Annotated in this window: 25 protein-coding genes; 8 read left to right on the top strand and 17 right to left on the bottom strand. The window is 36.3% G+C overall.

Annotated elements, in window-relative coordinates:
- Positions 1-156: 156 nt before the first annotated feature.
- Positions 157-1,143, top strand: coding sequence for a 2-hydroxyacid dehydrogenase (locus tag LUA91_RS19775; RefSeq protein ID WP_231427842.1), 987 nt, complete (start codon positions 157-159; stop codon positions 1,141-1,143).
- Positions 1,144-1,355: 212 nt separating this feature from the next.
- Here the strand turns inward: LUA91_RS19775 and LUA91_RS19770 are convergent, their stop codons facing one another.
- The 13 genes from LUA91_RS19770 to LUA91_RS19710 form a co-directional block, all read right to left on the bottom strand.
- Positions 1,356-1,607: a hypothetical protein gene (locus tag LUA91_RS19770; protein ID WP_231427841.1), complete on the bottom strand. Its 252-nt coding sequence runs from the start codon at positions 1,605-1,607 to the stop codon at positions 1,356-1,358.
- A gap of 66 nt (positions 1,608-1,673) precedes the next feature.
- A complete protein-coding gene (locus LUA91_RS19765; protein WP_231427840.1) occupies positions 1,674-1,832 on the bottom strand; it encodes a thermonuclease family protein in 159 nt (52 codons plus the stop codon).
- Positions 1,833-2,106: 274 nt separating this feature from the next.
- Complete coding sequence (locus LUA91_RS19760; protein ID WP_231427839.1) at positions 2,107-2,466, bottom strand: hypothetical protein; 360 nt, start codon at positions 2,464-2,466, stop codon at positions 2,107-2,109.
- A gap of 244 nt (positions 2,467-2,710) precedes the next feature.
- The gene (locus tag LUA91_RS19755) at positions 2,711-3,376 is read right to left on the bottom strand and encodes a response regulator (RefSeq protein WP_231427838.1); all 666 of its coding nucleotides are present in this window, start codon (positions 3,374-3,376) and stop codon (positions 2,711-2,713) included.
- Between the two features lie 12 nt (positions 3,377-3,388).
- On the bottom strand, positions 3,389-5,053 hold the full coding sequence (locus LUA91_RS19750; protein ID WP_231427837.1) for a tetratricopeptide repeat-containing sensor histidine kinase: 1,665 nt from the start codon (positions 5,051-5,053) through the stop codon (positions 3,389-3,391).
- Positions 5,054-5,250: 197 nt separating this feature from the next.
- A complete protein-coding gene (locus tag LUA91_RS19745; protein ID WP_231427836.1) occupies positions 5,251-5,805 on the bottom strand; it encodes a DNA-3-methyladenine glycosylase I in 555 nt (184 codons plus the stop codon).
- Between the two features lie 276 nt (positions 5,806-6,081).
- A complete protein-coding gene (locus tag LUA91_RS19740; RefSeq protein ID WP_231427835.1) occupies positions 6,082-6,576 on the bottom strand; it encodes a PRC-barrel domain-containing protein in 495 nt (164 codons plus the stop codon).
- A gap of 54 nt (positions 6,577-6,630) precedes the next feature.
- Complete coding sequence (locus LUA91_RS19735; protein WP_231427834.1) at positions 6,631-7,908, bottom strand: ATP-binding protein; 1,278 nt, start codon at positions 7,906-7,908, stop codon at positions 6,631-6,633.
- A 70-nt stretch (positions 7,909-7,978) separates the two neighbouring features.
- Positions 7,979-8,920 carry a chitosanase gene (locus LUA91_RS19730; RefSeq protein WP_231427833.1) on the bottom strand — a complete coding sequence of 314 codons (942 nt, stop codon included), beginning with the start codon at positions 8,918-8,920 and terminating at the stop codon, positions 7,979-7,981.
- 62 nt (positions 8,921-8,982) lie between these two features.
- The gene (locus LUA91_RS19725; RefSeq protein WP_231427832.1) at positions 8,983-10,107 is read right to left on the bottom strand and encodes a DUF2235 domain-containing protein; all 1,125 of its coding nucleotides are present in this window, start codon (positions 10,105-10,107) and stop codon (positions 8,983-8,985) included.
- A gap of 461 nt (positions 10,108-10,568) precedes the next feature.
- Entirely contained in the window at positions 10,569-11,648 is a 1,080-nt protein-coding gene (locus LUA91_RS19720) for an acyltransferase (RefSeq protein WP_231427831.1), read from the bottom strand.
- Positions 11,649-11,781: 133 nt separating this feature from the next.
- On the bottom strand, positions 11,782-12,204 hold the full coding sequence (locus LUA91_RS19715; protein ID WP_231427830.1) for a VOC family protein: 423 nt from the start codon (positions 12,202-12,204) through the stop codon (positions 11,782-11,784).
- A gap of 80 nt (positions 12,205-12,284) precedes the next feature.
- On the bottom strand, positions 12,285-12,719 hold the full coding sequence (locus tag LUA91_RS19710) for an ester cyclase (protein WP_231427829.1): 435 nt from the start codon (positions 12,717-12,719) through the stop codon (positions 12,285-12,287).
- Positions 12,720-12,917: 198 nt separating this feature from the next.
- Between LUA91_RS19710 and LUA91_RS19705 the strand changes: the two genes are divergently transcribed.
- Positions 12,918-13,727: an endonuclease/exonuclease/phosphatase family protein gene (locus tag LUA91_RS19705; protein ID WP_231427828.1), complete on the top strand. Its 810-nt coding sequence runs from the start codon at positions 12,918-12,920 to the stop codon at positions 13,725-13,727.
- Between the two features lie 23 nt (positions 13,728-13,750).
- Positions 13,751-15,139, top strand: a complete 1,389-nt coding sequence (locus tag LUA91_RS19700; protein WP_231427827.1) for a Gfo/Idh/MocA family protein — start codon at positions 13,751-13,753, stop codon at positions 15,137-15,139.
- Positions 15,140-15,268: 129 nt separating this feature from the next.
- On the opposite strand, the gene LUA91_RS19695 is transcribed toward LUA91_RS19700, so the two are convergent.
- Positions 15,269-16,135 carry an aldose 1-epimerase family protein gene (locus LUA91_RS19695; protein ID WP_231427826.1) on the bottom strand — a complete coding sequence of 289 codons (867 nt, stop codon included), beginning with the start codon at positions 16,133-16,135 and terminating at the stop codon, positions 15,269-15,271.
- A 101-nt stretch (positions 16,136-16,236) separates the two neighbouring features.
- Here LUA91_RS19695 and LUA91_RS19690 point away from each other — a divergent pair, with 101 nt between their 5' ends.
- On the top strand, positions 16,237-16,611 hold the full coding sequence (locus tag LUA91_RS19690; protein ID WP_231427825.1) for a hypothetical protein: 375 nt from the start codon (positions 16,237-16,239) through the stop codon (positions 16,609-16,611).
- Positions 16,611-17,018, top strand: a complete 408-nt coding sequence (locus tag LUA91_RS19685) for a hypothetical protein (protein WP_231427824.1) — start codon at positions 16,611-16,613, stop codon at positions 17,016-17,018. The genes LUA91_RS19690 and LUA91_RS19685 overlap by 1 nt, the downstream gene beginning before the upstream one ends.
- A 54-nt stretch (positions 17,019-17,072) precedes the next feature.
- On the opposite strand, the gene pepT is transcribed toward LUA91_RS19685, so the two are convergent.
- On the bottom strand, positions 17,073-18,326 hold the full coding sequence (pepT, locus tag LUA91_RS19680; RefSeq protein WP_231427823.1) for a peptidase T: 1,254 nt from the start codon (positions 18,324-18,326) through the stop codon (positions 17,073-17,075).
- A gap of 59 nt (positions 18,327-18,385) precedes the next feature.
- Between pepT and LUA91_RS19675 the strand changes: the two genes are divergently transcribed.
- The 3 genes from LUA91_RS19675 (at position 18,386) to LUA91_RS19665 (ending at position 21,512) form a co-directional block, all read left to right on the top strand.
- Complete coding sequence (locus tag LUA91_RS19675) at positions 18,386-19,117, top strand: outer membrane beta-barrel protein (RefSeq protein WP_231427822.1); 732 nt, start codon at positions 18,386-18,388, stop codon at positions 19,115-19,117.
- Between the two features lie 78 nt (positions 19,118-19,195).
- Positions 19,196-20,887 (top strand): M14 family zinc carboxypeptidase, encoded by a 1,692-nt coding sequence (locus LUA91_RS19670; RefSeq protein WP_231427821.1) that lies wholly within the window; start codon positions 19,196-19,198, stop codon positions 20,885-20,887.
- Between the two features lie 4 nt (positions 20,888-20,891).
- Positions 20,892-21,512 carry a rhomboid family intramembrane serine protease gene (locus LUA91_RS19665; RefSeq protein ID WP_231427820.1) on the top strand — a complete coding sequence of 207 codons (621 nt, stop codon included), beginning with the start codon at positions 20,892-20,894 and terminating at the stop codon, positions 21,510-21,512.
- On the opposite strand, the gene LUA91_RS19660 is transcribed toward LUA91_RS19665, so the two are convergent.
- Positions 21,513-22,496: a hypothetical protein gene (locus LUA91_RS19660; protein WP_231427819.1), complete on the bottom strand. Its 984-nt coding sequence runs from the start codon at positions 22,494-22,496 to the stop codon at positions 21,513-21,515.
- A gap of 212 nt (positions 22,497-22,708) precedes the next feature.
- Positions 22,709-23,845 carry a hypothetical protein gene (locus tag LUA91_RS19655; RefSeq protein ID WP_231427818.1) on the bottom strand — a complete coding sequence of 379 codons (1,137 nt, stop codon included), beginning with the start codon at positions 23,843-23,845 and terminating at the stop codon, positions 22,709-22,711.
- Between the last annotated feature and the right edge of the window lie 30 nt (positions 23,846-23,875).

Genomic DNA, 23,875 nt, shown 5'->3' with positions numbered 1-23,875 from the left:
GCTTAGGTTGTATTTGCCAGAACGCTTTCCTATATTTTGAAAAAGATCGATGAACGAAAAGGCGATTGTGACTAGTGGGATTTTTCTGTGAGATAAAGTGAAGTGCTTTACAATGCTTCGGTTATATATCGTTAACTTACAGAAAATCGAAACTATATGAAAATCGCAGTATTCAGTACTTGTAAATACGATCGGGAATTTTTAGAGAAATATAACACCAGCCATGAACTTGTCTTTTTTGAAGAAGCTTTAAGTTTGCAGAATGTAGCATTAACGAAAGATTTTAATGCATTGTGTTTATTTGTAAATGATTGTGCTGATGCTGATGTGATTGCCAAGCTCGAAGAAAATGGTGTTAGGCTTATCTTATTGCGCTGTGCCGGATTTAACAACATTGATCTCGAATCGGCAAATGAAGCTGGAATTAAAGTTTTAAGAGTACCCGCTTATTCCCCTGAAGCAGTAGCTGAACATGCTATGGCTATGATTTTAACGCTTAACCGAAAAACACATAAAGCTTACAACCGTGTTCGGGAAGGTAATTTTTCTTTAGAAGGATTGATGGGATTTAATCTTCATCATTGCAAAGTTGCCCTCATTGGAACGGGTAATATCGGAAAGGCCTTTTATAAAATATTAAAAGGTTTTGGATGCAAGGTGATGGCATTTGATCCTTTTCCTGATCAATCTCTTGTAGAAGATGGCTTAATTTATGGTTCACTGGAAGAGGTAGTCGGCGGAGCTGATATTGTATCGCTGCATTGCCCTTTGGTAGATGATAATCATCACATGATCAATAGCACAACCTTAAAACTTTTCAAGTCTGGCGCCATGTTAATTAATACAAGTCGTGGCGGACTAATTGCTACAAAAGATGTGATCGAAGCATTAAAAAGCGGACAATTGGGGTACCTTGGGTTGGATGTTTATGAGCAAGAATCACAATTGTTTTTTCAAAATCTTTCTGAAGATGTTATTCAAGACGACTTAATTTCCAGGCTAATTTCCTTTCCGAATGTGTTAATTACTTCTCATCAAGGTTTTTTTACAAAAGAAGCCATGGAGCAAATTGCCAATATAACTTTTGCCAATGCAGATGCATTTGTTAAGGGAGAAAATCTTGACAACGAAATACTATCTTAAAATAGATTAGTAAATGATTAACTATCAATGCAATAGGTTTGTGGCGTCGTATAAGAAATATTTCTGAAGTATTTCAGAAAGCTCATTTGTTATACTGAGCTTGCCGAAGAAATTGTTCCATGCGTTTCGACAGGCTCAACGTGACATATTTAAATATAATTTCTCTCGCCTTGTTTCCTTACGAATCGAAATTATAAATTAAACTTTGGTTATTAGCTATGACCAGTACCAATGAAATTTGTGCTTATATCAGTAGCCGGATTTTCAGTCTCTTTTGGTATCGTATCATGGTATGAAACTGATACCGCCTCTAAATATTCTTTTAGTTTAGCCATATTTTCATTTACCCGGATCCGATCTTCTGCACTATGTTCAGGGGCGCCATCCATTGATTTAATCACCTCGAGGGCGTAATCCATAAAATCTTTTACATTTTCCGAAAGCAGTGGTTTTGGACTTATCATTTTTATAATATTGTTTTGATAAAGCAACAATAATAGTAACAGAAAGTTTTTATAAGGTAAAGTTGACTACCTAACTAAGGTTGTATTTTTAATTGTATGTTTTCGCCATTCCCAGGGTGCAATTGGATTTGGATCTCGCCATAATCCTACTTTACCTTTTCTTGCATTGATTTCCAATTGAGCATAATACGCATCAGTTGAATATTTTTTAAAGTGCCAAGCCATACCTTGCTTAATTATTTCCTGATTTACAATTTGTTTTTTTCTGGTTTGCAGCTACAGTAATAAGTCTTATAAAAATGCCAGATTGCCTCCCATCTTTTCCTTGAATGATCTGAAGCAATCTGCTGCATTTTTGTGAGAGAAATTGAGTGTTAATTATATTATTTCTTTATAACTACTTTATTTCTTTTTTCAAAAATACAGGTATAGAAAGATCAATTATTACGGGAAACCGTAAAGGAGAAAAATTTATTTAGAAGAAATGTGGAGGTTTATACTACTGTACAGTTAACACATTTTGGGTATCCTGATTCCTGAATTTAACTTCTGATTTTTCTTTCATCCACCAATTGCTATCTAATCGTTTAATAGAAGTGAATTTTTTCTTCTCACCAACTTTCATTGAAGTATTATCAAAATGTTTTTCCCATACATGCACAAGCGTATCATTCCCTAATCTTACCCACCATAATGTTTTGCCATAACGTTGGGTATTATATACTTCAGAAATGGTTCCTTCAATAACTGTTTTGTTAAAATTAGGCTCCATTAGCTGGAAAGTTTGCATTTTTGGTTTTTGAGCACTTGCACTTCCAATGATGAAAGTGAAGATAAGAGGCGTTAAAATATTTTTCATCTATCGATCTATTAATCATGAACAGGGATGTGTTAACGGGAGGATGATAGATTAATAAAAACAAAGATTTTGCAGTTATTAATAAATATGTAGTGCCAAAACTACAGAATAAAGATCGTTATGTTTTACGGGAAACCGTAAAGCGTAGGTTTTTTTTGTAATAAGTTTGTAACAGAAGTTTAATTGAAAGATTTAATTCTTTCAAAAATGTGTTTTAAAGCAATGAATGTAATAAAATGTGATGTTAGATAATTCCGAAATCTTTGCAGTAAGCTACCAACTGCTCATTTTTCGAAAATTCTAGCGCTTCTCTCATACTGCCTAAGCGTTTCTCTACACTGCTCAATCCGGCGGGTTTAATTTTATTTTGTTGCAGATAATTGGGAATATCTTTTTGCAAAGTTCCTTGCGAGAGCAAAGAAATGATGGTTATATCATATTGAGTAAATTCGAAAGCATTTTTTTGCTTAAGCGACTGTCGTAAATCTTCCGATAAATAAATTTTGTTTAAAGTAATGGTTTCGATTGCCTTTTTTAAATCTTTGGCATCGTGGCGGGCTTTACGCACATAGCCATTAATGCGTAAATTTTTAAAAAGATTATCGATTACGGCCGGATTGGTTTCAGCAGAAAATACCAATACTTTAATTTGAGGTTGTATTTTTTTTACAGCTTCAATTAATGATAAACCACTGGTAATATGTTGTTTCCGATGATCTTCTTCAAACGAAAGATCGGTAATGAGCATATCAAAAGGCTGAACATCACCTAAGCTTTTTTGAATCTGCGTAAATGCATCATCACAATAATAAGTATATTCAGTTTTGGTAATTCCTAAATCTTCCAAAGTTTTTCTAACTGAAATACTTGTGCTTTCGTGGTCTTCGGCAATTAATACTCTTTTGAACATTTTTATTTTGGATTAAGAAACTTGGAATGAAATATGAACTTTAAGCCCTTTCTCCAGTTTGGTTTCAAAGGTAAGTTTCCCCCCAATTCCCTCTATACGGGAAACCGTATTTTTCCATCCATTATTAAAAATTTTTTCTTCAGGCATGCCAATTCCATCGTCGGTATAAAAAATATTAACCTGATTAACTTCTTGATCAAATTTAAGTACTACGGTTGTGGCTCCGCTGTGCTTTTTCATGTTAACCATTAGCTCTTGTAGAATTTGTTCGAGCTCGTACAAAACATTGGTTGGTACTTTTACCCACAATGTATTGGTATTTCCTACAATAATTACCTTGGTTTGTGGTGTAGCGAAAGAGGTTAAGATTTCTGATATTTTGTGCTGAAAAGGTTGTTCATCCAGCTCAGGTTTATCGTAAGAAATGTCTCTTGATTTTTCGTAGAGGATTTCAATTTTATCGATAATAGATTCACGATCGATTTCGGGTTGATTTTCCATTTCACTCATTACACGGTATAATCCGTTGGCTACCACATCATGAACTTTTTTCGAGGTTTTTAATTTATTTTCCTGAATGGCACTTTCCTTATCAAGCTCCATTTTTTGATGGCGTTTTTTGTACCAAAGGAAGGCGATAACAGATGCTGCAGCAAACAACAGAAAGCCTGATGCCAGCAATATTTCTCTTTTAATAATCTGATAGCGCTTTTCGGTATTATCTTTTTGTAAGATCAAATTATCGGCCTTGCTTTTTTCAGATTCGTACCGAACTACGGCAAACTGATTTTTTGCAGCATTTCGGGCTGTTTGCAAACTGTCGTTTAAGCTTTGGTAAATATCAAAATATTTTTTGGTTGCTGCTGCCGGACTAAGTTTGATCAATTTATCCAAAGCTTCCAGTTGATCATCAGCACTTTTCAACTTTTTTGCAACCTCATACATATTTTCGGCAAAAAACAATGCCGAATCAGGTTTGCTCATGGTGTAATAATCTGCCAAGTGAGAATAGCTGGCGTTTAAACCCCAGTCGTTATTTTCTGCTTTACGAATATTCAATGCTTTTAACATTTGGGCAGCAGCATTGTATTCAGAATTGGCTAGCCATTGTGTTCTTGCTGCATTGGAAAGAAAACGGGCATACTCATTGCGATTGATTTTTTGAGCAAGGATATGGTTGTAAATTTTGAGCGCTTCGGGATATTGTTTAAGCTTTTGATAAGCCAAAGCTTTATTGTTTAGTACCATTGTAATCTCATCCCTATGATTAAAAAATTTTAGGGCACTGTTAAAATAGGCTATCGCCAAATTGTATTGTTTAAATACAATGCTATTTAAGCCAAGTTGGTTATAACAAGATCCTACACTAGACCAGTGCGTTTTATTTTTTTCTTTGAGTAATTTAAGTGCATTTATAGAACTTTCCTGCGATCCATAATAATCACCTTTATTGGCTTGGATCATAGACATATAGCAATAAGCTTTTGCAGCATCTAATCCACGTATTTGTTTTGAAGTAACTTTATTAAAGTAGAAGTAGGCCGAATCCTTTCCATTGTCGAACATGGATAGTGCCTGAACGAAGTCTTGATCTTCTTTAACTTTTTTATAATTGGTTTTAGTTTCTTTACAAGCAATAATTCCGAGAGATATTAATAGGAGCAGATAATTTTTCAAAGGGAAAGGATTTGCTTCAAATATAAATAAAATGGCGGTTTTCTAGACCGCCATTGATATAGATCATTAAGGATTTTTGGAGAAATTTGTCATCTTTTCGCACCTGTACATAACCATGAATTCATCACATGGCTATTTTCTGTTTGGCTTTATTATCGGCATTTTAATATTTTCAAAATCTAAACTTTCCATAAATCTTATTTATTCATATTAAGAAACATTGGTTTTTGTTGCAGCACTTTTTGGTAAACAGAACACGATTCGCTATGGGCGCCTGGTAAATAACCAATACTCATCAAAAATTCGCCAACAATTTCTCCGCCGGTAAACTTGAAGGTTTTTTTAAAAAGCTTCACCCATTCTGCTTTAGTTTTTGGATGATGGAATTGTAGCCACTTTTCAAAAGAACTAAACTCCTTTTGTAATAATAAAATGGTTCTGGCATTTTCAATCGCAGCATTTATCTTTAATTTATTTCTGATGATTCCAGCATCTTGCAGCAGCCGCTCCCGGTCTGTTTCGGTGTATGCTGCAACCTTTTTGATATTAAAATCATTATAGGCCTTTCTGAAAGTTTGCTCTTTCCTTAAAATTAAGTCCCAGCTTAGGCCCGCTTGGTTAATTTCCATTAATAACCGACCAAAAAGTTCATTATCGTCATGAATGGCGAAGCCATAATGGTTATCGTGATAGTTTTGATGAAGGCTTCTGCTTGGCTCTGCCATAGAAGAAATGTGATTGCAATATGCCATAAGTAATTAAGTTATTGCAGATACCTTTTTACTGCAATGGTGTAATATTGGTTTTGAAAGCAACTCTGGAAAAGTTTTTCGATAAGCTTTGGTTGCGTAAATAAATAGATTTCAATTTAAATGCTAAAATAAGAAATATAAAAACGCATCTGATGATTAAAGTCGTTTAACTTGTATTCTGCCCTCCATACTTTGTTAAGCTTTCTTCTTATTTGCGAAAATTCCCCACAAAAAAAAGGCCCATAAAGGGCCTCGCTTGTCATGCTATTCGAACGGTTACAAATGTATCTTACGATCTCTATTATAAAATTGAGCCTTATCAAAATGATGGTGATTATAAAATTCAGCAACATCAAGTTCTACTATTTTTTCTTCTAAACGTAAAGCCGCCGGGCTTCCAATAATTGTCCTGATTTCGTTTTCAACATTTTGATCAATCTCGCCGGATACATAATAGGGCAAGGCTTTAAACTGATCGGTGTGAATATTTGGTAAAATTACAATGTCCTCATGCTCATGTAAATGTGCCAATCCAATCGGGATAATTACACCTTTACTTTCCATATCAACGCCTAAATCATCCAGATCGATAATTAAATACCTCACCGCATTGTTGATCGGGTCAAATAATAAATCTCTCACTTTTCCGATCTGCGTTTCTGATTCATTTTGAACGGTCCATCCTTTAATGTCCGCTTCTCCAGCGGTAAGTTTATAGTCGCTGTTTGATAATTCTTGTAATTCACTATAAGTATTGCCTTGATTTTCCATAAGTATTTTGCGGATATAGGTCCAGTAAAACAACAAAGGCTTTGTGCAAAGGTTTTAACTGATAGTGGTAGTGCCTAGTGTTAAAATGTGTTTCAAATGTTGGTTTTCATCATCATTAACAGGAAGAAGCCCTTTGATCAAACTATAAAGTTCATCTGTATCGCTCATTTGCGCTTTAATCAGCGAAAGGATCATTTTTTCCTGGCTATCATTTAATCCTTTAAATATCCTAGGCTGGATGCAATATATCGCTTTAATCAATTCGATAAATCTTTGTTGCTGCTCAAATTCTGATGCAGAAAATTTGGGCATTGATAATGACTCTTCAAATTTTTTGATCAATTCGTTTGCGGCAGTATCTTTTACAAATTCCTTTTGTTTTTGATTTACAATTTTTTGAAGTTCTTTGATCAGTTGTTTAAAAATAGGACTTTGAGGATTTGAACCGAATAGATTTGCAGTTTCTTCTGCATCGTTAAAGTTAAAATGATTAAAATAATGGGATTCGATATATACACTGTGGTAAAAATTGATGGCGTTATTGTTAAAGGAAGTTAATTGTTTGAAAACCTCTTTTTTATCACTATTTAAAAAGTAGTAATAAAACTTATCGCCAATTTTTTCATTCCATCGAACAAAAGTGACGGTAAACTTAAATCTCGATGTAGAAGCATCTACAATCTCCCTTTCAAAAATTTCATGGTCGGCCAAAAGATCTTCATATTGAATCCGTTCGCCGTTTATGCAAAGCTGAAAATCGTGTTTGCTGTTTAGCAATAAGAACCAGCCAAATTCTGATTTCAGGTGATTGATAAAAGCATTGCTTGAAAATGAATAAGCGGTTACGCCAAATAAATTTACCAGTTTTAAGCGTGTTCCTGTAGCCTTGTGTGCAGCCGAAGTGATGTTCTCATCCGTATAGAAATCTTTATTGCCGGCATTGATGCTAACATCATAAGTGATGTATTTATTTTCAATTTCATCAAAAAATGTGGTGTTCCAAATGGCCGTTTGTGCGAAAGCGATGAATGAAAATCGGCCTTTGCCCTTTTTCCCCCTAACATAAGATGAGCGATGATCGGCACCACGTTTTAACGAATCTAAAAAGGCGCCAAAGGTTTGGTGCAGGTTACTTAAATTTATTCCTGTTCCATTATCTATAATTTCTATTGAAGGAATAAAATCAATTTCATTGGTGTCGAAAACAAGATCTACTTTTGTAGCTCCGGCATCAAAACCATTCCAAATTAATTCAGATACGGCTTCCATGTAATCGCGGGTAATGCCCGAAAATTCAACACTATTGTTATTGATACTAACCTTATTTTCCATAATGCGATTTAATAAAACGAGCCGCAAATTACTAAATTAGTTAGTAAATTTTCAGGTAATTTTTATGCTCTTAAACCACAGCAATCCCATTCGCAATTACCGGTTGCTCCAGGTTCCAATTGTTTGCTGCAATTTGTTGCTTAAAGCAATTCGTTCTGTAAACGGTATTGCGGAGGATTTGAATGCTGTGATTCTGTAACCAATCCTGTCGGGCATCTACGTAATACGTTATCCACTCCTTTTCCAAGCCGCCTTTTATAGGTACGAGTGTCGAAAATCGATTTCTTAAAAACTGCAAAATACTGCCCGAATGGATCTGACTATCGTAAATAACCAGAAAACTTAGCGGGAGCGTGAAACCATTTTTGCTAAACCATTGATTGGCTACCTGAAAGTATTTTCTATCAAACAATTCATCCTGGCAGCGTTTCATTATCGGATCTGTTTTGCCTGCATCAATTAAGGCATTGCAGAATATTTCATCTGTAGCTAAACTTGGAAGTTTTCCAATGCTGGATAAATACGGTTTGAGTACGTTGGCGAACATTCCATTTTGATTGACGTAATCAACAATCAAATCTTTTAAATAACCAAATTCTGTGGTTTGCGATCGGCCATAAGTTACCTGCACTATTCTGGTTTTACTGATCGGATCGTTATAATCCTGATGTTTGGCGATGATATGGTATTTACCCAAAATGGAACTGGTTTCAAATACGTTTACAATTTGTTCTATTTTTTTCTTGATCAGCGGAGTGATCAATGAATCCTGATCAGGGAAATTAATTGGTAAGCTATCTTCAAGTAATTTTAAACCGCCACCCCAATAATAGTTGTTTTGGGCATCCTTATACCAATCGCCCAAATCGGGATTGTTAATGCCCAAAACTTTTTCGCCATCGAAAGTAAAGCCTTTAAAAACAGCGCCAGCCAAATTGCTTTTATCGGTAAGTGATATAGGTACCGAAGTTCTTTTATTTAGCTTGTTTACGTTAACAATAAATCTGCTCATCTAACTTGGCCTCCCTGCCAATTGGTTTTTGATCAAATATTTGTTTTAATACAAGTAAGAAACTATCCTATCGATAATTTTGGTGGAAAGGGCCCATTATTGGCTGGATTGGGATACCAATGGCTTTCCATTCCCTCCTTTTCAACACTTTTTATAATAGCTTCCAGCATGGGCGGACGATAACTTTCATCGTAATAATATCTTTCGAAAACCGATTGATCAATGGTTTGCTTGGTTTGACTATCGAATTTGATTTCCCGTATTGTTTTTGGAGCGATACTAAATGGGAAACTCAGCGAATTGTATAGCTTACCGGTGTAAGCATTTGGTGCTACAAATCGACGCAGAAAGTCAGCCTCATAACCTAATCCAGCGGCTTTTGCTTTATCCACCATCCAACTAAAAGCAATATCGCTTAATCCCGTTTCCGGATAACCACCTCCAATATTGGAATGTACGCCACAAAACCATCGCTGTTCCATTACCTGTGGAAAATCTTTATGTTCAGCTGCTTGCTTATCCTGAATCCAGAGTGTTGGTGAAAAACTGCCTCTTTTTTCATCAATGGCCAAAGCATGGTAAGCAAAATCTATATACTTGCTTAGTTCGGTATCATGGAATTGATATTTTGTAGCATTGTATGGTCTGAATAAAGATAGCGGAATGCCCAACGAGCCTACCGTATCCCAAACGCCCACAAATTTAATGCGGCTTTCAAAACTGTTTCGTTCTCTAAATGCTTTGGCTTTCTCGCCGCTGGGGTTCCAATCCAGCTCGGTTCTCCGGCGGTAATAATTGTAAGCCTGGTTAATTAAACTTAAATCGTTATTTTTGATAATGCCACAATTGCGAATCATGCCGGCCAAACTACGGGCAGTATAGGCACCTCTGCTAAAACCAAACAAATAGATTTCATCACCTTTTACAAAATTCCAGACCAAAAATTTATAGGCACTTACAATGTTATGGTCTAAACCAAAACCAGTGGCGCCATCAAAAAATCTGCGTAATTTGCTTCCAGATGTGCCAACACCATCGGTATAGTATTTTATTTGTTCAACACCTTTATCATCGGTATTGCAAATGCTTTCGAACATCTTTTGTACGTTTGTACGAATTGGAGAACCATCTTCTGTGTCGCCCGGACTATTCCAAGTTCCATCGCAACAAATAATAATCCGCTTCATACTAAAGTACCAGGATTGAAATAGATTTGACAATATTTTTCCAGTGATGATCAGTATCATCAGTTAGAACAGAGGGATTCTTAAAATGCATAGGATGATTATTTAGGGTGTCTTGAAAAACTTCTTTGCCAAAAACAATAAATTCAAAATGGTTTTTGCTAAATATTTATGCCAATCAGATTAACGTATGGAGATATTCTAAAACGAAAAGGGATAATGTGATTTTTACTAAGTTAAATGATAATGTGCTGATTATCAATACCTGATATTCGGTATTTTTTGAATAGGCATATTGAGATTTTGCCAATAAAAAGTTTAGAAATGAGAAAGCCTCATATCTCTATGAGGCTATATTGAATGTCTTATAAGTATCCACCGATAAAACTAAACCAAACAAACTATATTATAAACACAGGTGTTATGGGTTTGTTTTAAAATTTTTAAAAAAAGTTAAATAATATCTATAATGCCTTGATTCGCTTTCTGGATAGGTATTTTCTAACTGGGATATCGAATAAAATCATGGTTAGATATGCTAATGATACCAAAGCAAACATTCCGCCAATGATGATGAGTGCCAATTTTATGCCTTCTGGTTTGTAGGTGTTATAATAATTTGCAAATACCCAAATGGCCATGTAATGCGTCATATAAAGGGGGTATGAAATTTTCCCAGAGAAATCGCATAGTTTATGAAGGCCTTGAGTGGCAACAGTACCAGCGCCAAGAGAAACCAATAACGGAAAATAAAAAACCACCACCAGGGTTTCTGTAATCCAATTGTATTTGGAATAAGGCATAAAAAATGCTAGTAGTAGCAATACAGATAAACCCAGAAAACCAAGTTTATTTTTAATGATCCATTTGGAACGATAAATTAATAATCCGGCTGTAAAGGAGTATAATATTCTTGCTCCGCCTTCCCAGAAATTTTCGCCAGCCCAGCCGCCCAATAACGATCCGCTGCGGTAAGCAACGCTGACTAAAATTATGGCAGCAATACAGGCCAGTACAATGAGATATTTTCTGGCCAGTTTGTAAAGTACAAAGGCATAGACAATGTTGGCCACATATTCCCAAAATAACGACCAGGCCGGTGCATTTAAACCAAAATTGTTAAAATATCGGTCTTCCATAGTTGGAAAAGGAATCAACAGGGCCGAAGTTAAAAACAGTAAGGTAATTTTGCCAATACTGTATTGGGCTACGGTTCCGCTAAATGGATCGAAAATAAAACTTAAAAGGCCCAATACCGATCCAAAAACCACCAATGGATGTAGTCTGATTACCCTCGATTTAAAAAATTCCATGATTCCCATCTTTCCCAACCGATCATCATAAGCATAAGCAATAACAAAGCCCGAAAGACAAAAGAAGAAATCAACCGCTAAAAATCCATGACCAAGAAAATTTTTGCTAAACTCAAAAACAACTTCCATAAAATGAAAAGCAACAATGGCTAAAGCTGCCACACCGCGTAATCCATCGAGAATGTTAAAGTGTTGTTTGGTTTTTAATAAGCTTGGGGTTACATTATTCATGGTATGCTCGTGATCAACTTATAACAGCAAGGATACAGTTTTGGCCAAATTAAACCAAGCAAGATTTGAACGGAGGATGTAACAATAAAAGGACTTTCGGTTCAATCGAAAGTCCTATTTAAAAATTTATCAACTAATAACTGCCGAAATTAATCATCCATTGGATGCCAAATTTATCTTTGAAACTCCCGAAATAATCGCCCCAAAACATATCTTCCATAGGCATTTCTATGGTTCCGCCTGCCGATAAACCATTGAAAAGTTGATCAGCATCTTCTCTACTTTCAGCAGCGAGGTGAACATACATATTATTGCCCTGGTTAAGCGTGTGGCCAGCTGAAGGCAAACAATCAGATGCCATTAAAATGGTATGCTCATTAATGGGTAGTGCCACATGCATTACTCGGTTACGCTCATTTTCGGGTAATTTGTCAGATTCCGGGGTTTCACTCATTTTCTTAAAAAAAATAAACTCCCCTCCTAAAACTGATTTGTAAAAATTAAACGCTTCTTCGGCCTGGCCATCGAAGTTTAAATATGGGTGCATGGTTCTCATAAAATATCTTTTTGTTAGTACTAAGTTATTAAAAGAGAAAACATTTTTGTGGGGGTATTCGAGACAATAAAGGGGTATTTTTATACCAGATTGTGAATTTCTCCACCCGTTAATTTTTGCATTAAACTATAGGTATCGGCAACTGCCCAATGTTCAATAATTTTTTCGTCTCTAAATCGCACAATGTTTACTTCCTCATATTCAATTTTTTTTCCAGTTGCCGGAATATTGAGAAACGATTCTTTATGTGTTCCAGATACGGTGAACTTGCACATCACTTTGTCGCCATCGCCTAAAATATCATCAAATTTTATTTTTAAATCTGGAAAGCCTAACTTAAATACTTCTACAGTATCGTAAAACGCTTTGGCACCTTCTCGCTGCCAAGGAAATGTTTTGTGCACTTTAACACTACCATCAACGAACTTATCTATTGCATCTAAATTTGCCAGATTAAAAAGTTCATCAAAAAATACCTTACAAATCGCTTTGTTTTTCTCTACTTGATTATCCATATATTCTATATTTTTTGTTGAAGAATTAATAATTAAACAGGATAAACTTCATGTTGTTTCCGCAATTTTGAGATCGCATACTGAATTAACCCATCAATAAATTGTTACGTTTAGTTTCTTTTTATAAAAAATATATTACAATTTCTTTCAATTGGTTTTATTTTATAAATTCGATAAGCAATTCATCCTAACAAAATCATGATAAAACCTATATACTTATTACTGCTTACCACTTTACTTTTTTCCTGCTCACCTAAAACACATATTGTAAACAATGATCCGGGTGTTATTCGCATTTTAACCTACAATATTCATCATGCCAACCCACCATCGAAAGCAAAAGAAGGTGTAATCGATTTGGATGCAATTGCTAAAACTGTTGAAGCACAAAAGCCAGATTTAGTTGCTTTGCAGGAGGTTGATGTGAACACAAAAAGATCGGGAAGTATTAATGAGGCGGTGCTTTTGGCCAGCAAGCTAAAAATGAATTTTTATTTCTTTAAAGCCATAGATCATGATGGTGGGGATTATGGCGTGGCTATATTATCAAAATATCCACTGAGTGATCCGCAAACCTATAAACTCCCAAATAACAAAGACCCGAAAGCTGAACCAAGAGTGCTAGGAGTTGCCACCGCGACAATGCCCGATGGTAGAAAAATTCGTTTTGCCTCTACACATTTGGATGCTCAACGATTGGAAGAAAACAGGATCATGCAAGTCAAAGAAATTAATAAATTAATGGAAAGGGAAACTTTGCCGTTCATCCTGGCGGGAGATTTGAATGCCAATCCAGCTTCTGAAACCATTAAAATTTTTGATCAACAATTTACCAGGACTTGTACCGATTGTGGCTTTACCATTCCGGTTATTAATCCTAAACATACCATCGATCATATCGCATTTAAAAAAGGAAATAAATTTGAAGTGATTTCACATCAGGTAATCAACGAAACTTATGCATCTGATCACCTACCTGTTTTAGCTGTAATGAAATTGAATAAATAGACCAACCTAACCAAACCAAAAATATGAACCGCAGAAATTTACTGAAAACCTTAAGTATAAGTTTAGGCGCTACCGTGGTAAGCACTGATGTACTTGCCCGACTGGCCGAAAATTCTTACAGTTATCGGATAGGCGATAATCCTTTGCATAAACCTTTGGCTAAACCCATTACAGCAATTACGTGTGGCGCAGGAAACAGAGGAACGGTTTACGGAAATTTTGCGGCCGGTTTTCCCGATCAAATCAAAATAGTTGGCGTTGCAGAACCTATCTCTTATCGGAACGAAAAATACGCCAAAAAACATAAAATTGTTGATGAAAATCGTTTCAACACTTGGGAAGATGTTTTTAAAAAACCCAAGATGGCAGATGCTATTATAATCTCCATGCCCGATAATTTGCACTACGAACCCTGTATGCAGGCACTAAAGATGGGCTATGATATTTTGCTGGAGAAACCCATTGCGCCAACAGAAAAGGAATGCAGGGCTATTTTAGCTTTGGCGAAAAGAACGGGAAGAATAGTTGCCGTTTGCCATGTATTAAGGTATGCGCCATATTTTGTGAAAATGAAAGAATTAATAGCAAAAGGAGCCATAGGCGAGGTGATTAGCATTCAACATTTTGAACCGATTGAACACACGCACATGGCACATTCTTATGTACGAGGAAATTGGCATAATTCTAAGCAAACTACGCCCATTATTTTGGCAAAATCTTGTCATGATCTGGATATCATGAAATGGATAATTAACAAGAAAGCAGAGCGGATAGTTGCCATGGGCGATTTGAAATGGTTCAAAAAAGAAAATGCTCCGGAAGGAAGTACAGCAAGATGTACTGATGGTTGTGCAGTAGAACGATCTTGCCCATATTCGGCCCTTAAGGAATATGTTGATCGGAATTCGCGAACATCGGTTTTGGATATACCCGAAGGTACAACTGATAGAAAAGCTGCGGTGTTAGAGAAGTTAAAGACCACAAATTACGGTCGTTGTGTTTATAAAATGGATAACGATCAGCCAGATCATTATGTAACCAGCATTCAGTTTAGCGATAGCGTTACCGCAAATTTTTCGATGGAAGCTTTTACCTCGTACCACGATAGAAGAACGCGTATTATGGGATCGATGGGCGATATGGTTGGCGACATGACCGAATTGGTGGTGCATGATTTTAAAACCCGGCAAGAAACCAAATTTGTACCTAAAGCAGAAGATGTTGATGGTTATAAAAATAGTGGCCATGGTGGTGGAGACTGGCTTTTAGTAAGAGATTTTGTTCAGGCAGTTTCACAGCAAAATCCGGCCTTACTCACATCGACTATTGATGAATCTATAGAAAGCCACATTATGGGTTTTATGGCAGAAAGCAGTAGAAAAAATGGTAAGGTTATGGATGTAAGGATTTAAAGATTTTTTCTACTGGTTCGTGTTTTCATTATCCGTCATCCTTGCATATGCGGGGATTTTAAAGCGAAAGAAATATTCGTACTGCATTAGGATTCCCAAATAAATTCAGGATGACGGCCGAGGAAAAACCTAAAAACACTCTACTTCCCAGAAACGCTCCCAATTTTTGTTGGGTGCTAAAGAAATAATACCTTCTTTTTGCTTAAGTTCTTGGTTATGATTTACGCCATCTGCCACACCACACCAAGGTTCTAAGCATACAAATGGCGCATCGGTTGCTGCCCAAATTCCGAAGAAAGGGAAATCTTCAAAATGGAAATGCAAGCCGTAATCGTTTTTGGTATTCAATAAACTGATGCAACTGCTTTGAAGCATTTTAAAAACCAAGGCATCATTATAAAATAAATCGTGCTTTAAATTGAGTTTATGGCCATTTAGGTCAATGCTTTCCGTTTCATTGGCTACCAATCCATTATCTAACTTCCAATAGGTTAGCTTTTCATCTGTATTAAAGGCTAAATAATAATCCTCGTAGCTGGTATTCGGTGTATTTGGAACTGCAAAAGCCGGATGTGCACCAATAGAGAATAAAAGCTCATCCTTACCTGTATTGATTACCTCGTAAGTTAAACTCAATTTCCGATCAATTAACCGGTAGATTAACTTCAGCTCGAATTGAAAAGGATAAACCTTGAGCGTTTCTTCGCTTTGCGTTAGCGTGAAAACAGCTTCAGTTTTGCTTATTTGTGCTGCTTTGAAAACATGGTCGCGGGCGAAACCATGTCTTGGTAAATTGTAGGTTTTGCCTTTATAATTGAAATGATCATTTTTAAGCGAACCTACAATCGGGAATAAAACAGGGCTGTATTTTGCCCAATATTCTGGATCAGCATTCCATAAATATTCTATTTCGGTTTCTTTGCTATACAGGCCTTGAAGTTCTGCACCTTTTGCTGCTATACTTACTTTTAGGTAATCGTTTTCGAGGGTTATCATTACATTTTAAAAGTAACAATTTAGCCGTGGTTTAGAAACAATTTTTATTAAATTTGATTCATCCTCCCTATTGTAACCCTTTATTTAGGAAATTTTAAATTATGGCTTCAAAAATTCTGAGTTCTGTATTAATTCTGGTTGCGCTTTATATGGGAGTAAAACAGGGTTGGGCAATGGTTTCTGGCAAACCAGCCATGATGGAAATGTTTGCCAAATGGAATGTTGGGAAAAACGGAATGATGGTTATTGGTGCAGCCACCATTTTAGGGGCGATTATGGTTGTAATACCACAAACATTTTTGTGGGGTAATTTTATTACAGCTGCTGGCATTCTGCTTATTATTTGTTTCCATTTAAATGAAACTACAGCAGCATCGGCAGAGCGTTTAAAGGGCGTTGCAATCGAATTGCCTTTTCTGTTATTATCATTGTTGATTATTTATTTGCAACATCCGCTGGCTAAAAATATCAGCTGATGAAAGCGCTATTTTTATCATTCTTATTGGTGACATCGTTTTTTGCGATGGCACAACAAAAACAAAATCAAAAAATCATGCCTGTTGATCTCTCAAAATTATCGAATGCAAAAGTTAAAGCCGCAATAAACGCCTTACAAAAAGGCGATGAAAAAGCTTGGTTTCCGTTGTTTGCTACAGATGTTAAATTCTACGATGATGGCAATCAGCTTCAATTCAATAATTTCTTTAAAAAAGCTTTGGGTCATGAGCGTTTTACCAGTATTGATAAAGTAGAAAATAATGGCTTAGATTTATACGGAAATTTCCATTCCGACCAATGGGGAGACTTTAAAACCTATTTTAAGTTCCAGATTGGGAAAGATGGGAAGATAAGTAGGCTGGATATAGGACAAGGTACTTTTTGAACCGGAATTTTTAGTCCGAAGTCTGCAGGTTCAATGCAAACTTCGGACTCCTGACTAATTCTTTTCTTCCCAAATGATGGCAATGTTAATGATGGTTTGCACCGCTTTCTCCATATCCTGAATACTCACCCATTCCTGCTTACTGTGGAAAGCATGTTCGCCTGCAAAAATATTCGGACAAGGTAGACCCATGTAAGATAACCTTGAACCATCAGTACCGCCACGGATACTTTGTTGTTTAGCCACTACACCAGCTCTTTCTATTGCTTCAATTCCGTATTTTACTATTTCCGGATGTTTATCCAGCACTTGTTTCATGTTTCGGTATTGCGGCGTAACGGTAAGTGTGTAAGTGGAATGCGGATAATTCTTAATCACATTTTTAACCGTTTCCTCCAGGAATGATCCATGTTCTGTTAGTTTTTCATCGGTAAAATCCCTGATAATAAATTGCGCTTCTGCTTGTTCCACTTGTCCTCCAAAACTTACAGGATGAATGAAGCCCTCTTTTTGATGTGTTGCTTCCGGAGTTAAATCATCCTTAGGTAAAGCAGCAATTATATCTGCAATAATTTTGATGGCACTTTCCATTTTACCTTTGGCAAAACCAGGGTGAGTGCTCACGCCGTTGATGATTAGTGTTGCGCCATCAGCAGAAAATGTTTCATCTTCAATTGATCCTAAGGTTTCACCATCGATAGTGTATCCGAAATCAGCGCCCAGTTTTTCGAGATTGGCTTTGTCAACCCCTCTTCCAATTTCCTCATCAGGGGTAAATAGGATTTTTATGGTGCCATGTTTTATTTCAGGATTGTTCATCAAAAAAGCTGCTGCTTCCATAATTTCGGCTAAACCTGCTTTATTATCAGCACCCAATAAAGTTGTACCACTAGCGGTAATTATATCATTTCCAATTTGTTGCTTTAAATCGCGATGTTCGGCAAGTTTTATGGCGATGTTATTATCATCCGGCAGGATTAAATCTTCTCCTTGATAATTATCATGAATAATTGGTTTCACATTTTCCCCGCTGCAATCTGGTGAGGTATCCATGTGCGAACAAAAGAAAATTATTGGCAGGTTTTTATCACTCGTAGCTGGAATAGTACCATAAACATATCCATTTTCATCCATATCAGCATCAGTAATGCCTATTTCCAATAATTCTTCAACCAATAATTTTCCTAAATTCTTTTGCTTTTCTGTTGATGGGCAAGTGGAAGAATTTGGATCAGATTGCGTATCAATTTTGGCATATCTAATAAATCTATGCGATAAAGAATTGTTAAAGTTTATGTAATTGCTCATAAATCAAAGGTAAAAGTTATAGATATTCAATAAACATATTATTTTTGTAAAAAAACGATATGACTTTTAACCTGCTCAAGGCTACAATCCTGACTGTTTTATTTTCTTTTTTGGCTACCATTTCATTTGCTCAATCGAATTATTTTAAATGGTCGTGGGGTTTAGGCGGTGGTGCAAACTATTCGAAAACTGATGTTGTTGATGGAAATTGGGGCTATACAGCAACAGGCGAAATCAATTATCACTTTACACCTTTTATAACTGGTGGTGTAGAAGCGCAATACGGAATGGTGCAGGGTGGAGATATTGTAACCGACCCTCATAACCGGCAGTTTATTAATAAATATACCAGCATAACTGCAAATTTGAAACTGCATCTGGGCGAATTTATTCCTTACGAAAGAAGGCCTTTTCTAGAAGCAGTTAAAGGATTATATGCCGGGATTGGCGTGGGTGCAATTAGTAATAACATTACCGATATTGTACGCTACAAACCAAGTTGGGCAGCTTTTGATCCGGGTTATGGTCCATTTCCTGGAGAAGATAAAAGCATTAATTTATTAGTTCCCGTAAATTTGGGTTTTAATTATTACCTAAACGATGGCTATGGTTATGTACGCTATGTAATCAACTTTAACGCCCAAAGCAATTTCACATTTGGCGAAGGTTTGGATGGTTACAATGATCCTTCTACAAAATTTAAAAACTACGATCCTGATACTTTTAATGTGTATAGTATTGGCGTAAAATATTTCTTCGGGAATATTAAAGCGTACCGTAAGTTTTTCTAAATCTTATTCATTTTCTTTAAATCTGTTTGCATGAGAAATTTGTTTGTCATTTGTTTTCTATTCCTAACTTTAAAAACAATGGCTCAAAAAACACCTTTCGAAAATAGTGGTAAAACTGAAACAGCAACCTACAATGAGGCTATAGCCTATTACGAAAACATTGCTAAAACTTATCCTCAAGCAAAACTTTTAACCTACGGCAGTACCGATTTTGGCAAGCCACTTCATTTATTGGTTTTATCTAGAGATAAGGTTTTTGATCCTGCGACAATTAGAAAAAGCAATAAAAGAATTTTGCTGATTAACAATGGGATACATCCTGGCGAGCCAGAAGGAATTGATGCCTCGATGATGTTAGCAAGAGATCTATTGAAAGCTGGTCAACTTCCAAAAGATGTGGTGATTTGCATTATTCCCGTTTATAATATTGATGGAAGCTTTAACCGAACCTCAACTTCAAGGGCAAATCAAAACGGGCCCAAAGCTTATGGCTTTCGTGGCAACAGTAAAAATTTAGATTTAAATCGTGATTTTATTAAAACCGATTCGAAAAATTCTGCAGCTTTTCAGTTAATTTTTAATACCTGGCAGCCCGAAATTTTTGTGGATACACATACCAGTAATGGTGCCGATTACCAGTATGTGATGACGCTAATTCCAACACAAAAAGATAAGCTGAATTCCATTCTATCAGGCTATTTAACCAAAACGTTGGTGCCTGATTTATATGTTGGTATGGAGAAAAAAGGTTATCCAATGATTCCTTATGTAAACTCTTTTGGCGAAATACCCGAAAGTGGAATTGCGGGTTTTATCGAATCGCCACGCTATTCTACGGGTTATACCACTCTGCACAATACCATTGGTTTTATGCCAGAAAGCCACATGCTAAAATCGTACGATTTACGGGTAGATGCCACTTACAAATTGTTGCAAACCTACATCGATATTGTTCAGCGTGACGCCAAAATTATTGGCGAAAACAAACGCAAAGCAGACGAATTTGTGGCTGCTCAACAAGAATTTCCCCTGGCCTGGAAGCTAAATAAATCCATAGCAAACGACTTGCCTTTCAAGGGTTTTGAGGCAGGTAAAAAGCCAAGTGAGGTAAGCGGAACCGATCGCTTATTTTATGACCGAACCAAGCCGTTTACCAAAACCATTAAAGAATGGAACAATTACGAACCAGCAGTTTCGGTACAAAAACCTTTAGCTTATATTATTCCGAAGGCCTGGGATAAGGTAATTACGCTACTTAAGCTAAATAATGTTAAGGTTGATGAATTAAAAGCAGATGCTAAAATTGCTGTAGAAAGTTATTACATCACTGATTTTAAAACTGCAACCCGCCCTTATGAAGGGCATTATTTACATTCTGCCGTAGCCGTTAATCCTGTACAAAATACGTTGCAATATTATGCTGGCGATTTTGTAGTTTATGTAAACCAAAAAACAAATCGATTTATTGTAGAAACCCTTGAGCCACAAGCTACAGATTCTTATTTCAACTGGAATTTTTTCGATTCCATTTTGGATATGAAAGAACATTTTTCTGCTTATGTTTTTGAAGATACTGCTGCAGAATTACTGAAGAATAATCCAGACTTAAAAAATAAATTAGAGGCCAAGAAGGCTTCAGATGCGGAGTTCGCCAAAAATGGTGCAGCTCAACTTGATTTTGTATATAAAAATTCTGATTATTACGAGAAAACACACAACAGATACCCAATAGCTCGTTTGTTAACAGATGTAAAGCTCAACTTAAAATAAAAAAATGGAATACCTTAGCATAGCTCCTGTAGCATCGATCATATTTGTATTTACTATTGTTACGAGCCTTTACGCTTTCTACGATCAAAGCCTTTACGGCAAATTTATGCTTCATCCGTACAGCGTATCGAAGGGGAAAAATGTTTACACTTTAATCACCAGCGGCTTAATTCATGCCGATTGGATGCACCTTTTCTTCAACATGTTTACTTTTTATGCTTTTGGTTTTGCTTTGGAACAAATGATGGGAAGCTGGCAATTTGGATTAATGTATTTTCTTGCCCTGATTTTAAGTGATCTTCCAACTGTTTTTAGGCATAAAGATGATTTCCATTACAACAGTTTAGGTGCTTCGGGTGCAATTAGTGGCGTGTTATTTAGCTTCATTTTATTTAATCCAATGGCTGGAATTGGCATTTTATTTTTGCCTTTTTCCATTCCAGCGGTAATTTTCGGCGGAATTTATTTAGCTTATTGTGCTTATGCTTCCAAAAATTCGAGGGATAATATCAACCATGACGCACACTTTTTTGGTGCCTTAACCGGATTAATTTTTACCATTATTTTTGTTCCGGGTATCCTCCAAAACTTTTTTGCCATTATTGGAGCAAAACTCGGAATGTAATTAGCCTGCGGCAGGTAAACAAGGTTTCTCAAAAAAACTCATTGGGCGATCAGGATCTTTAATAATTTCGAATTTCACATAACCCCAGGGTTTCCAAAAATTTTCTAACACCTGTGCATAAATTTTGTGCTGCCAAACATCGAACAAAGGCTTGGTCATGTTTCCACGAAGTGGCATAGCTTCAATATAGGTAATGCCTTCAACAGGCATAAATGTATATTCTGGTAAGCGGTTAAAAAGGTATGCCGAGTAATAAAAACGAGCAGTTAATTCCTCAAACTGTTCTGCCGTTAAGGCTTTATTTTTTACCTCATTAATAATTTCCTGGTGATATCGTTTATTCGTTCCGTTATCCTGTAAACAAGCCACAATACCAAAATCCTTCATTTTTAAAGAAAAAGTTAAGGTATTAATTTCATCGCGAAAGCTAAAAGGCGTTTCCTCATTTTCTAGCTTTACAACAGTGATAGACCATGGAGTAAAATCCTCAAATTCGATGCTGGTGTATAAATTCTGCATCATGAAGTTTAAATTGGCGAACTTCATCATCAAAGATTGCGACATATTCAAACCATCGGCGGTCATCTCTTTGCGTAAGGCAGAATGCATCTCGATATACACAAAGCCATACAAAAATTTGCCAATCCAGTTAAATAAATCCAATTCTGGCAAAGCCGAAACAGCATCATAGCCTACGGCAAAAGCAGTTTCGATCTTCGCTTCTAATGGATTTAGAAACTGCTCATTAATTTCGCTGTTCACTGGTATCACCAAAGTGTTGTACGAACGAATACTTTCATCCAAAAACTGAATTTGTTCATCGCCAGTTAATCCTGCTTGTTCCAATAACCATTTCGGAATCAATGGAACCTGAAGTACAGGAGAGTTAAAAGTGTTGCCACTTAGAAAGCATTTTTTGTATAAAAAATCGAAACTTTTAAAAGGATTGTATAAGCCAGTATTCATTACTACAATATTAGCCATTATATTTTTAGGGCTTATCAGCGATGATTTATTTTAACGTTGGGATTACTTAATGTTTCAGCATTCATACACCTTTGTGTTTGGCATTTTGCATGACCGGTCGTCATCCTTAGCTTGACTGGCGATCTTAAGGCGGAAATACTATGAGCATTTTCTGTGTCCATGTAGACCAAAATTAAAAATGATCTGTGATTGCACCGATCATTTTTTCTTTAATAATTATTATAAAATCCGCTAATGTTATCTACGAGCTGACTATAAATCGGCTTGGTAAATTCTAAAAACAGCGCACTCGGCGGCGGTGGCAAAATCTCCTTTCTTCTGGTCATGGCAAACTGGCTTTTATCCAATGCCCTGTCATCACCTTTATAACTTGCCCAACTGTCTCTCCAAACATAAGTACCTGGAAACTTTTGCTGGCGAACAACTTTCTTGCTCTGCCAATCCATAATGCTCATGTCCAATAATCCAGAAGAAGAAATATTTTTTTCGAAAATACTCAAAGTTGCCCGTACGGTTCCGTAAATAGGCTTACGTTCACGTGTTTCGCCAATTACTACACTGTCGCGTTTCAGTCTTTCAACCCTTTCTTTAACATAAGTTTGGCCAACAATGAAATCATCAAAATTTAAACTCAAAACCTGATCGGGAACAATTTTCTGTTGAGTAGCTTGTTCTTCGCCATAAAATATTACGAACTTATTTCTGGAATAGCTGCTGATGAACTGATCAATCTGTTGTTGAAAATAATCAGCACTTAGCTTATACGGCCCTCCGTTTAAAATGATGGGTTGAACCACAACACGGGTTACTGCTGCCCAGTAGGCATCGTCCATTTTAGCTTTTACATCTTTATAATTCGGCTGAAGATTTTGCACTTTTTCAAACTCGTAATAGGCTTTTTTTGCAGCTAAGCGGTTGCGTTCATTTAAGTAAGCCACTCCAGAATTATACCTGGCAACGGCAGCATTGTAACGGCTATCTGCAAGTTCTTTAATGTATTTCGATGGATTAGGTACGAGGGTTAAACATGCCGGGCAGCTATTGATATCGTCTGCCAATTGATTGATCTTCTGATAATCGTACATAATCGATTCCCATCTAAACAAATCGTTTGACATTTTAGCTTCGTTAATTCTTCGCAAATGATCTTTCAAAGCCAAATCGTAAGCTGTTTTTAAAACCTGCATGGCTTCACTGTTTTTCGGAGCATTCTGTAATCTGCTCACGGCTTTTGAAACCGATGCATCGTAATCGCCTTTTTGTAAGGCATTTTTTCCTGTGGTACATCCCCCTAAAATTATTAGGGATAAATAAATAAAATACCGTAATCTTGAAATGTTTTTCATAGAATAGCGCATTTAGTAGTCATAGGATGA

Origin of the sequence: Pedobacter sp. Leaf250, assembly GCF_920984735.1 — a bacterium.
In the GTDB taxonomy this organism is placed as follows: Bacteria; Bacteroidota; Bacteroidia; order Sphingobacteriales; family Sphingobacteriaceae; genus Pedobacter.
This window is presented reverse-complemented; position numbering and strand designations above follow the sequence as displayed.

Coding starts and splice junctions, on each gene's coding strand:
- LUA91_RS19775 (WP_231427842.1), top strand. CDS start 157: ATGAAAATCGCAGTATTCAGTACTTGTAAATACGATCGGGAATTTTTA.
- LUA91_RS19770 (WP_231427841.1), bottom strand. CDS start 1,607: ATGATAAGTCCAAAACCACTGCTTTCGGAAAATGTAAAAGATTTTATG.
- LUA91_RS19765 (WP_231427840.1), bottom strand. CDS start 1,832: ATGGCTTGGCACTTTAAAAAATATTCAACTGATGCGTATTATGCTCAA.
- LUA91_RS19760 (WP_231427839.1), bottom strand. CDS start 2,466: ATGAAAAATATTTTAACGCCTCTTATCTTCACTTTCATCATTGGAAGT.
- LUA91_RS19755 (WP_231427838.1), bottom strand. CDS start 3,376: ATGTTCAAAAGAGTATTAATTGCCGAAGACCACGAAAGCACAAGTATT.
- LUA91_RS19745 (WP_231427836.1), bottom strand. CDS start 5,805: ATGGCATATTGCAATCACATTTCTTCTATGGCAGAGCCAAGCAGAAGC.
- LUA91_RS19740 (WP_231427835.1), bottom strand. CDS start 6,576: ATGGAAAATCAAGGCAATACTTATAGTGAATTACAAGAATTATCAAAC.
- LUA91_RS19735 (WP_231427834.1), bottom strand. CDS start 7,908: ATGGAAAATAAGGTTAGTATCAATAACAATAGTGTTGAATTTTCGGGC.
- LUA91_RS19730 (WP_231427833.1), bottom strand. CDS start 8,920: ATGAGCAGATTTATTGTTAACGTAAACAAGCTAAATAAAAGAACTTCG.
- LUA91_RS19725 (WP_231427832.1), bottom strand. CDS start 10,107: ATGAAGCGGATTATTATTTGTTGCGATGGAACTTGGAATAGTCCGGGC.
- LUA91_RS19720 (WP_231427831.1), bottom strand. CDS start 11,648: ATGAATAATGTAACCCCAAGCTTATTAAAAACCAAACAACACTTTAAC.
- LUA91_RS19715 (WP_231427830.1), bottom strand. CDS start 12,204: ATGAGAACCATGCACCCATATTTAAACTTCGATGGCCAGGCCGAAGAA.
- LUA91_RS19710 (WP_231427829.1), bottom strand. CDS start 12,719: ATGGATAATCAAGTAGAGAAAAACAAAGCGATTTGTAAGGTATTTTTT.
- LUA91_RS19705 (WP_231427828.1), top strand. CDS start 12,918: ATGATAAAACCTATATACTTATTACTGCTTACCACTTTACTTTTTTCC.
- LUA91_RS19700 (WP_231427827.1), top strand. CDS start 13,751: ATGAACCGCAGAAATTTACTGAAAACCTTAAGTATAAGTTTAGGCGCT.
- LUA91_RS19695 (WP_231427826.1), bottom strand. CDS start 16,135: ATGATAACCCTCGAAAACGATTACCTAAAAGTAAGTATAGCAGCAAAA.
- LUA91_RS19690 (WP_231427825.1), top strand. CDS start 16,237: ATGGCTTCAAAAATTCTGAGTTCTGTATTAATTCTGGTTGCGCTTTAT.
- LUA91_RS19685 (WP_231427824.1), top strand. CDS start 16,611: ATGAAAGCGCTATTTTTATCATTCTTATTGGTGACATCGTTTTTTGCG.
- pepT (WP_231427823.1), bottom strand. CDS start 18,326: ATGAGCAATTACATAAACTTTAACAATTCTTTATCGCATAGATTTATT.
- LUA91_RS19675 (WP_231427822.1), top strand. CDS start 18,386: ATGACTTTTAACCTGCTCAAGGCTACAATCCTGACTGTTTTATTTTCT.
- LUA91_RS19670 (WP_231427821.1), top strand. CDS start 19,196: ATGGCTCAAAAAACACCTTTCGAAAATAGTGGTAAAACTGAAACAGCA.
- LUA91_RS19665 (WP_231427820.1), top strand. CDS start 20,892: ATGGAATACCTTAGCATAGCTCCTGTAGCATCGATCATATTTGTATTT.
- LUA91_RS19660 (WP_231427819.1), bottom strand. CDS start 22,496: ATGGCTAATATTGTAGTAATGAATACTGGCTTATACAATCCTTTTAAA.
- LUA91_RS19655 (WP_231427818.1), bottom strand. CDS start 23,845: ATGAAAAACATTTCAAGATTACGGTATTTTATTTATTTATCCCTAATA.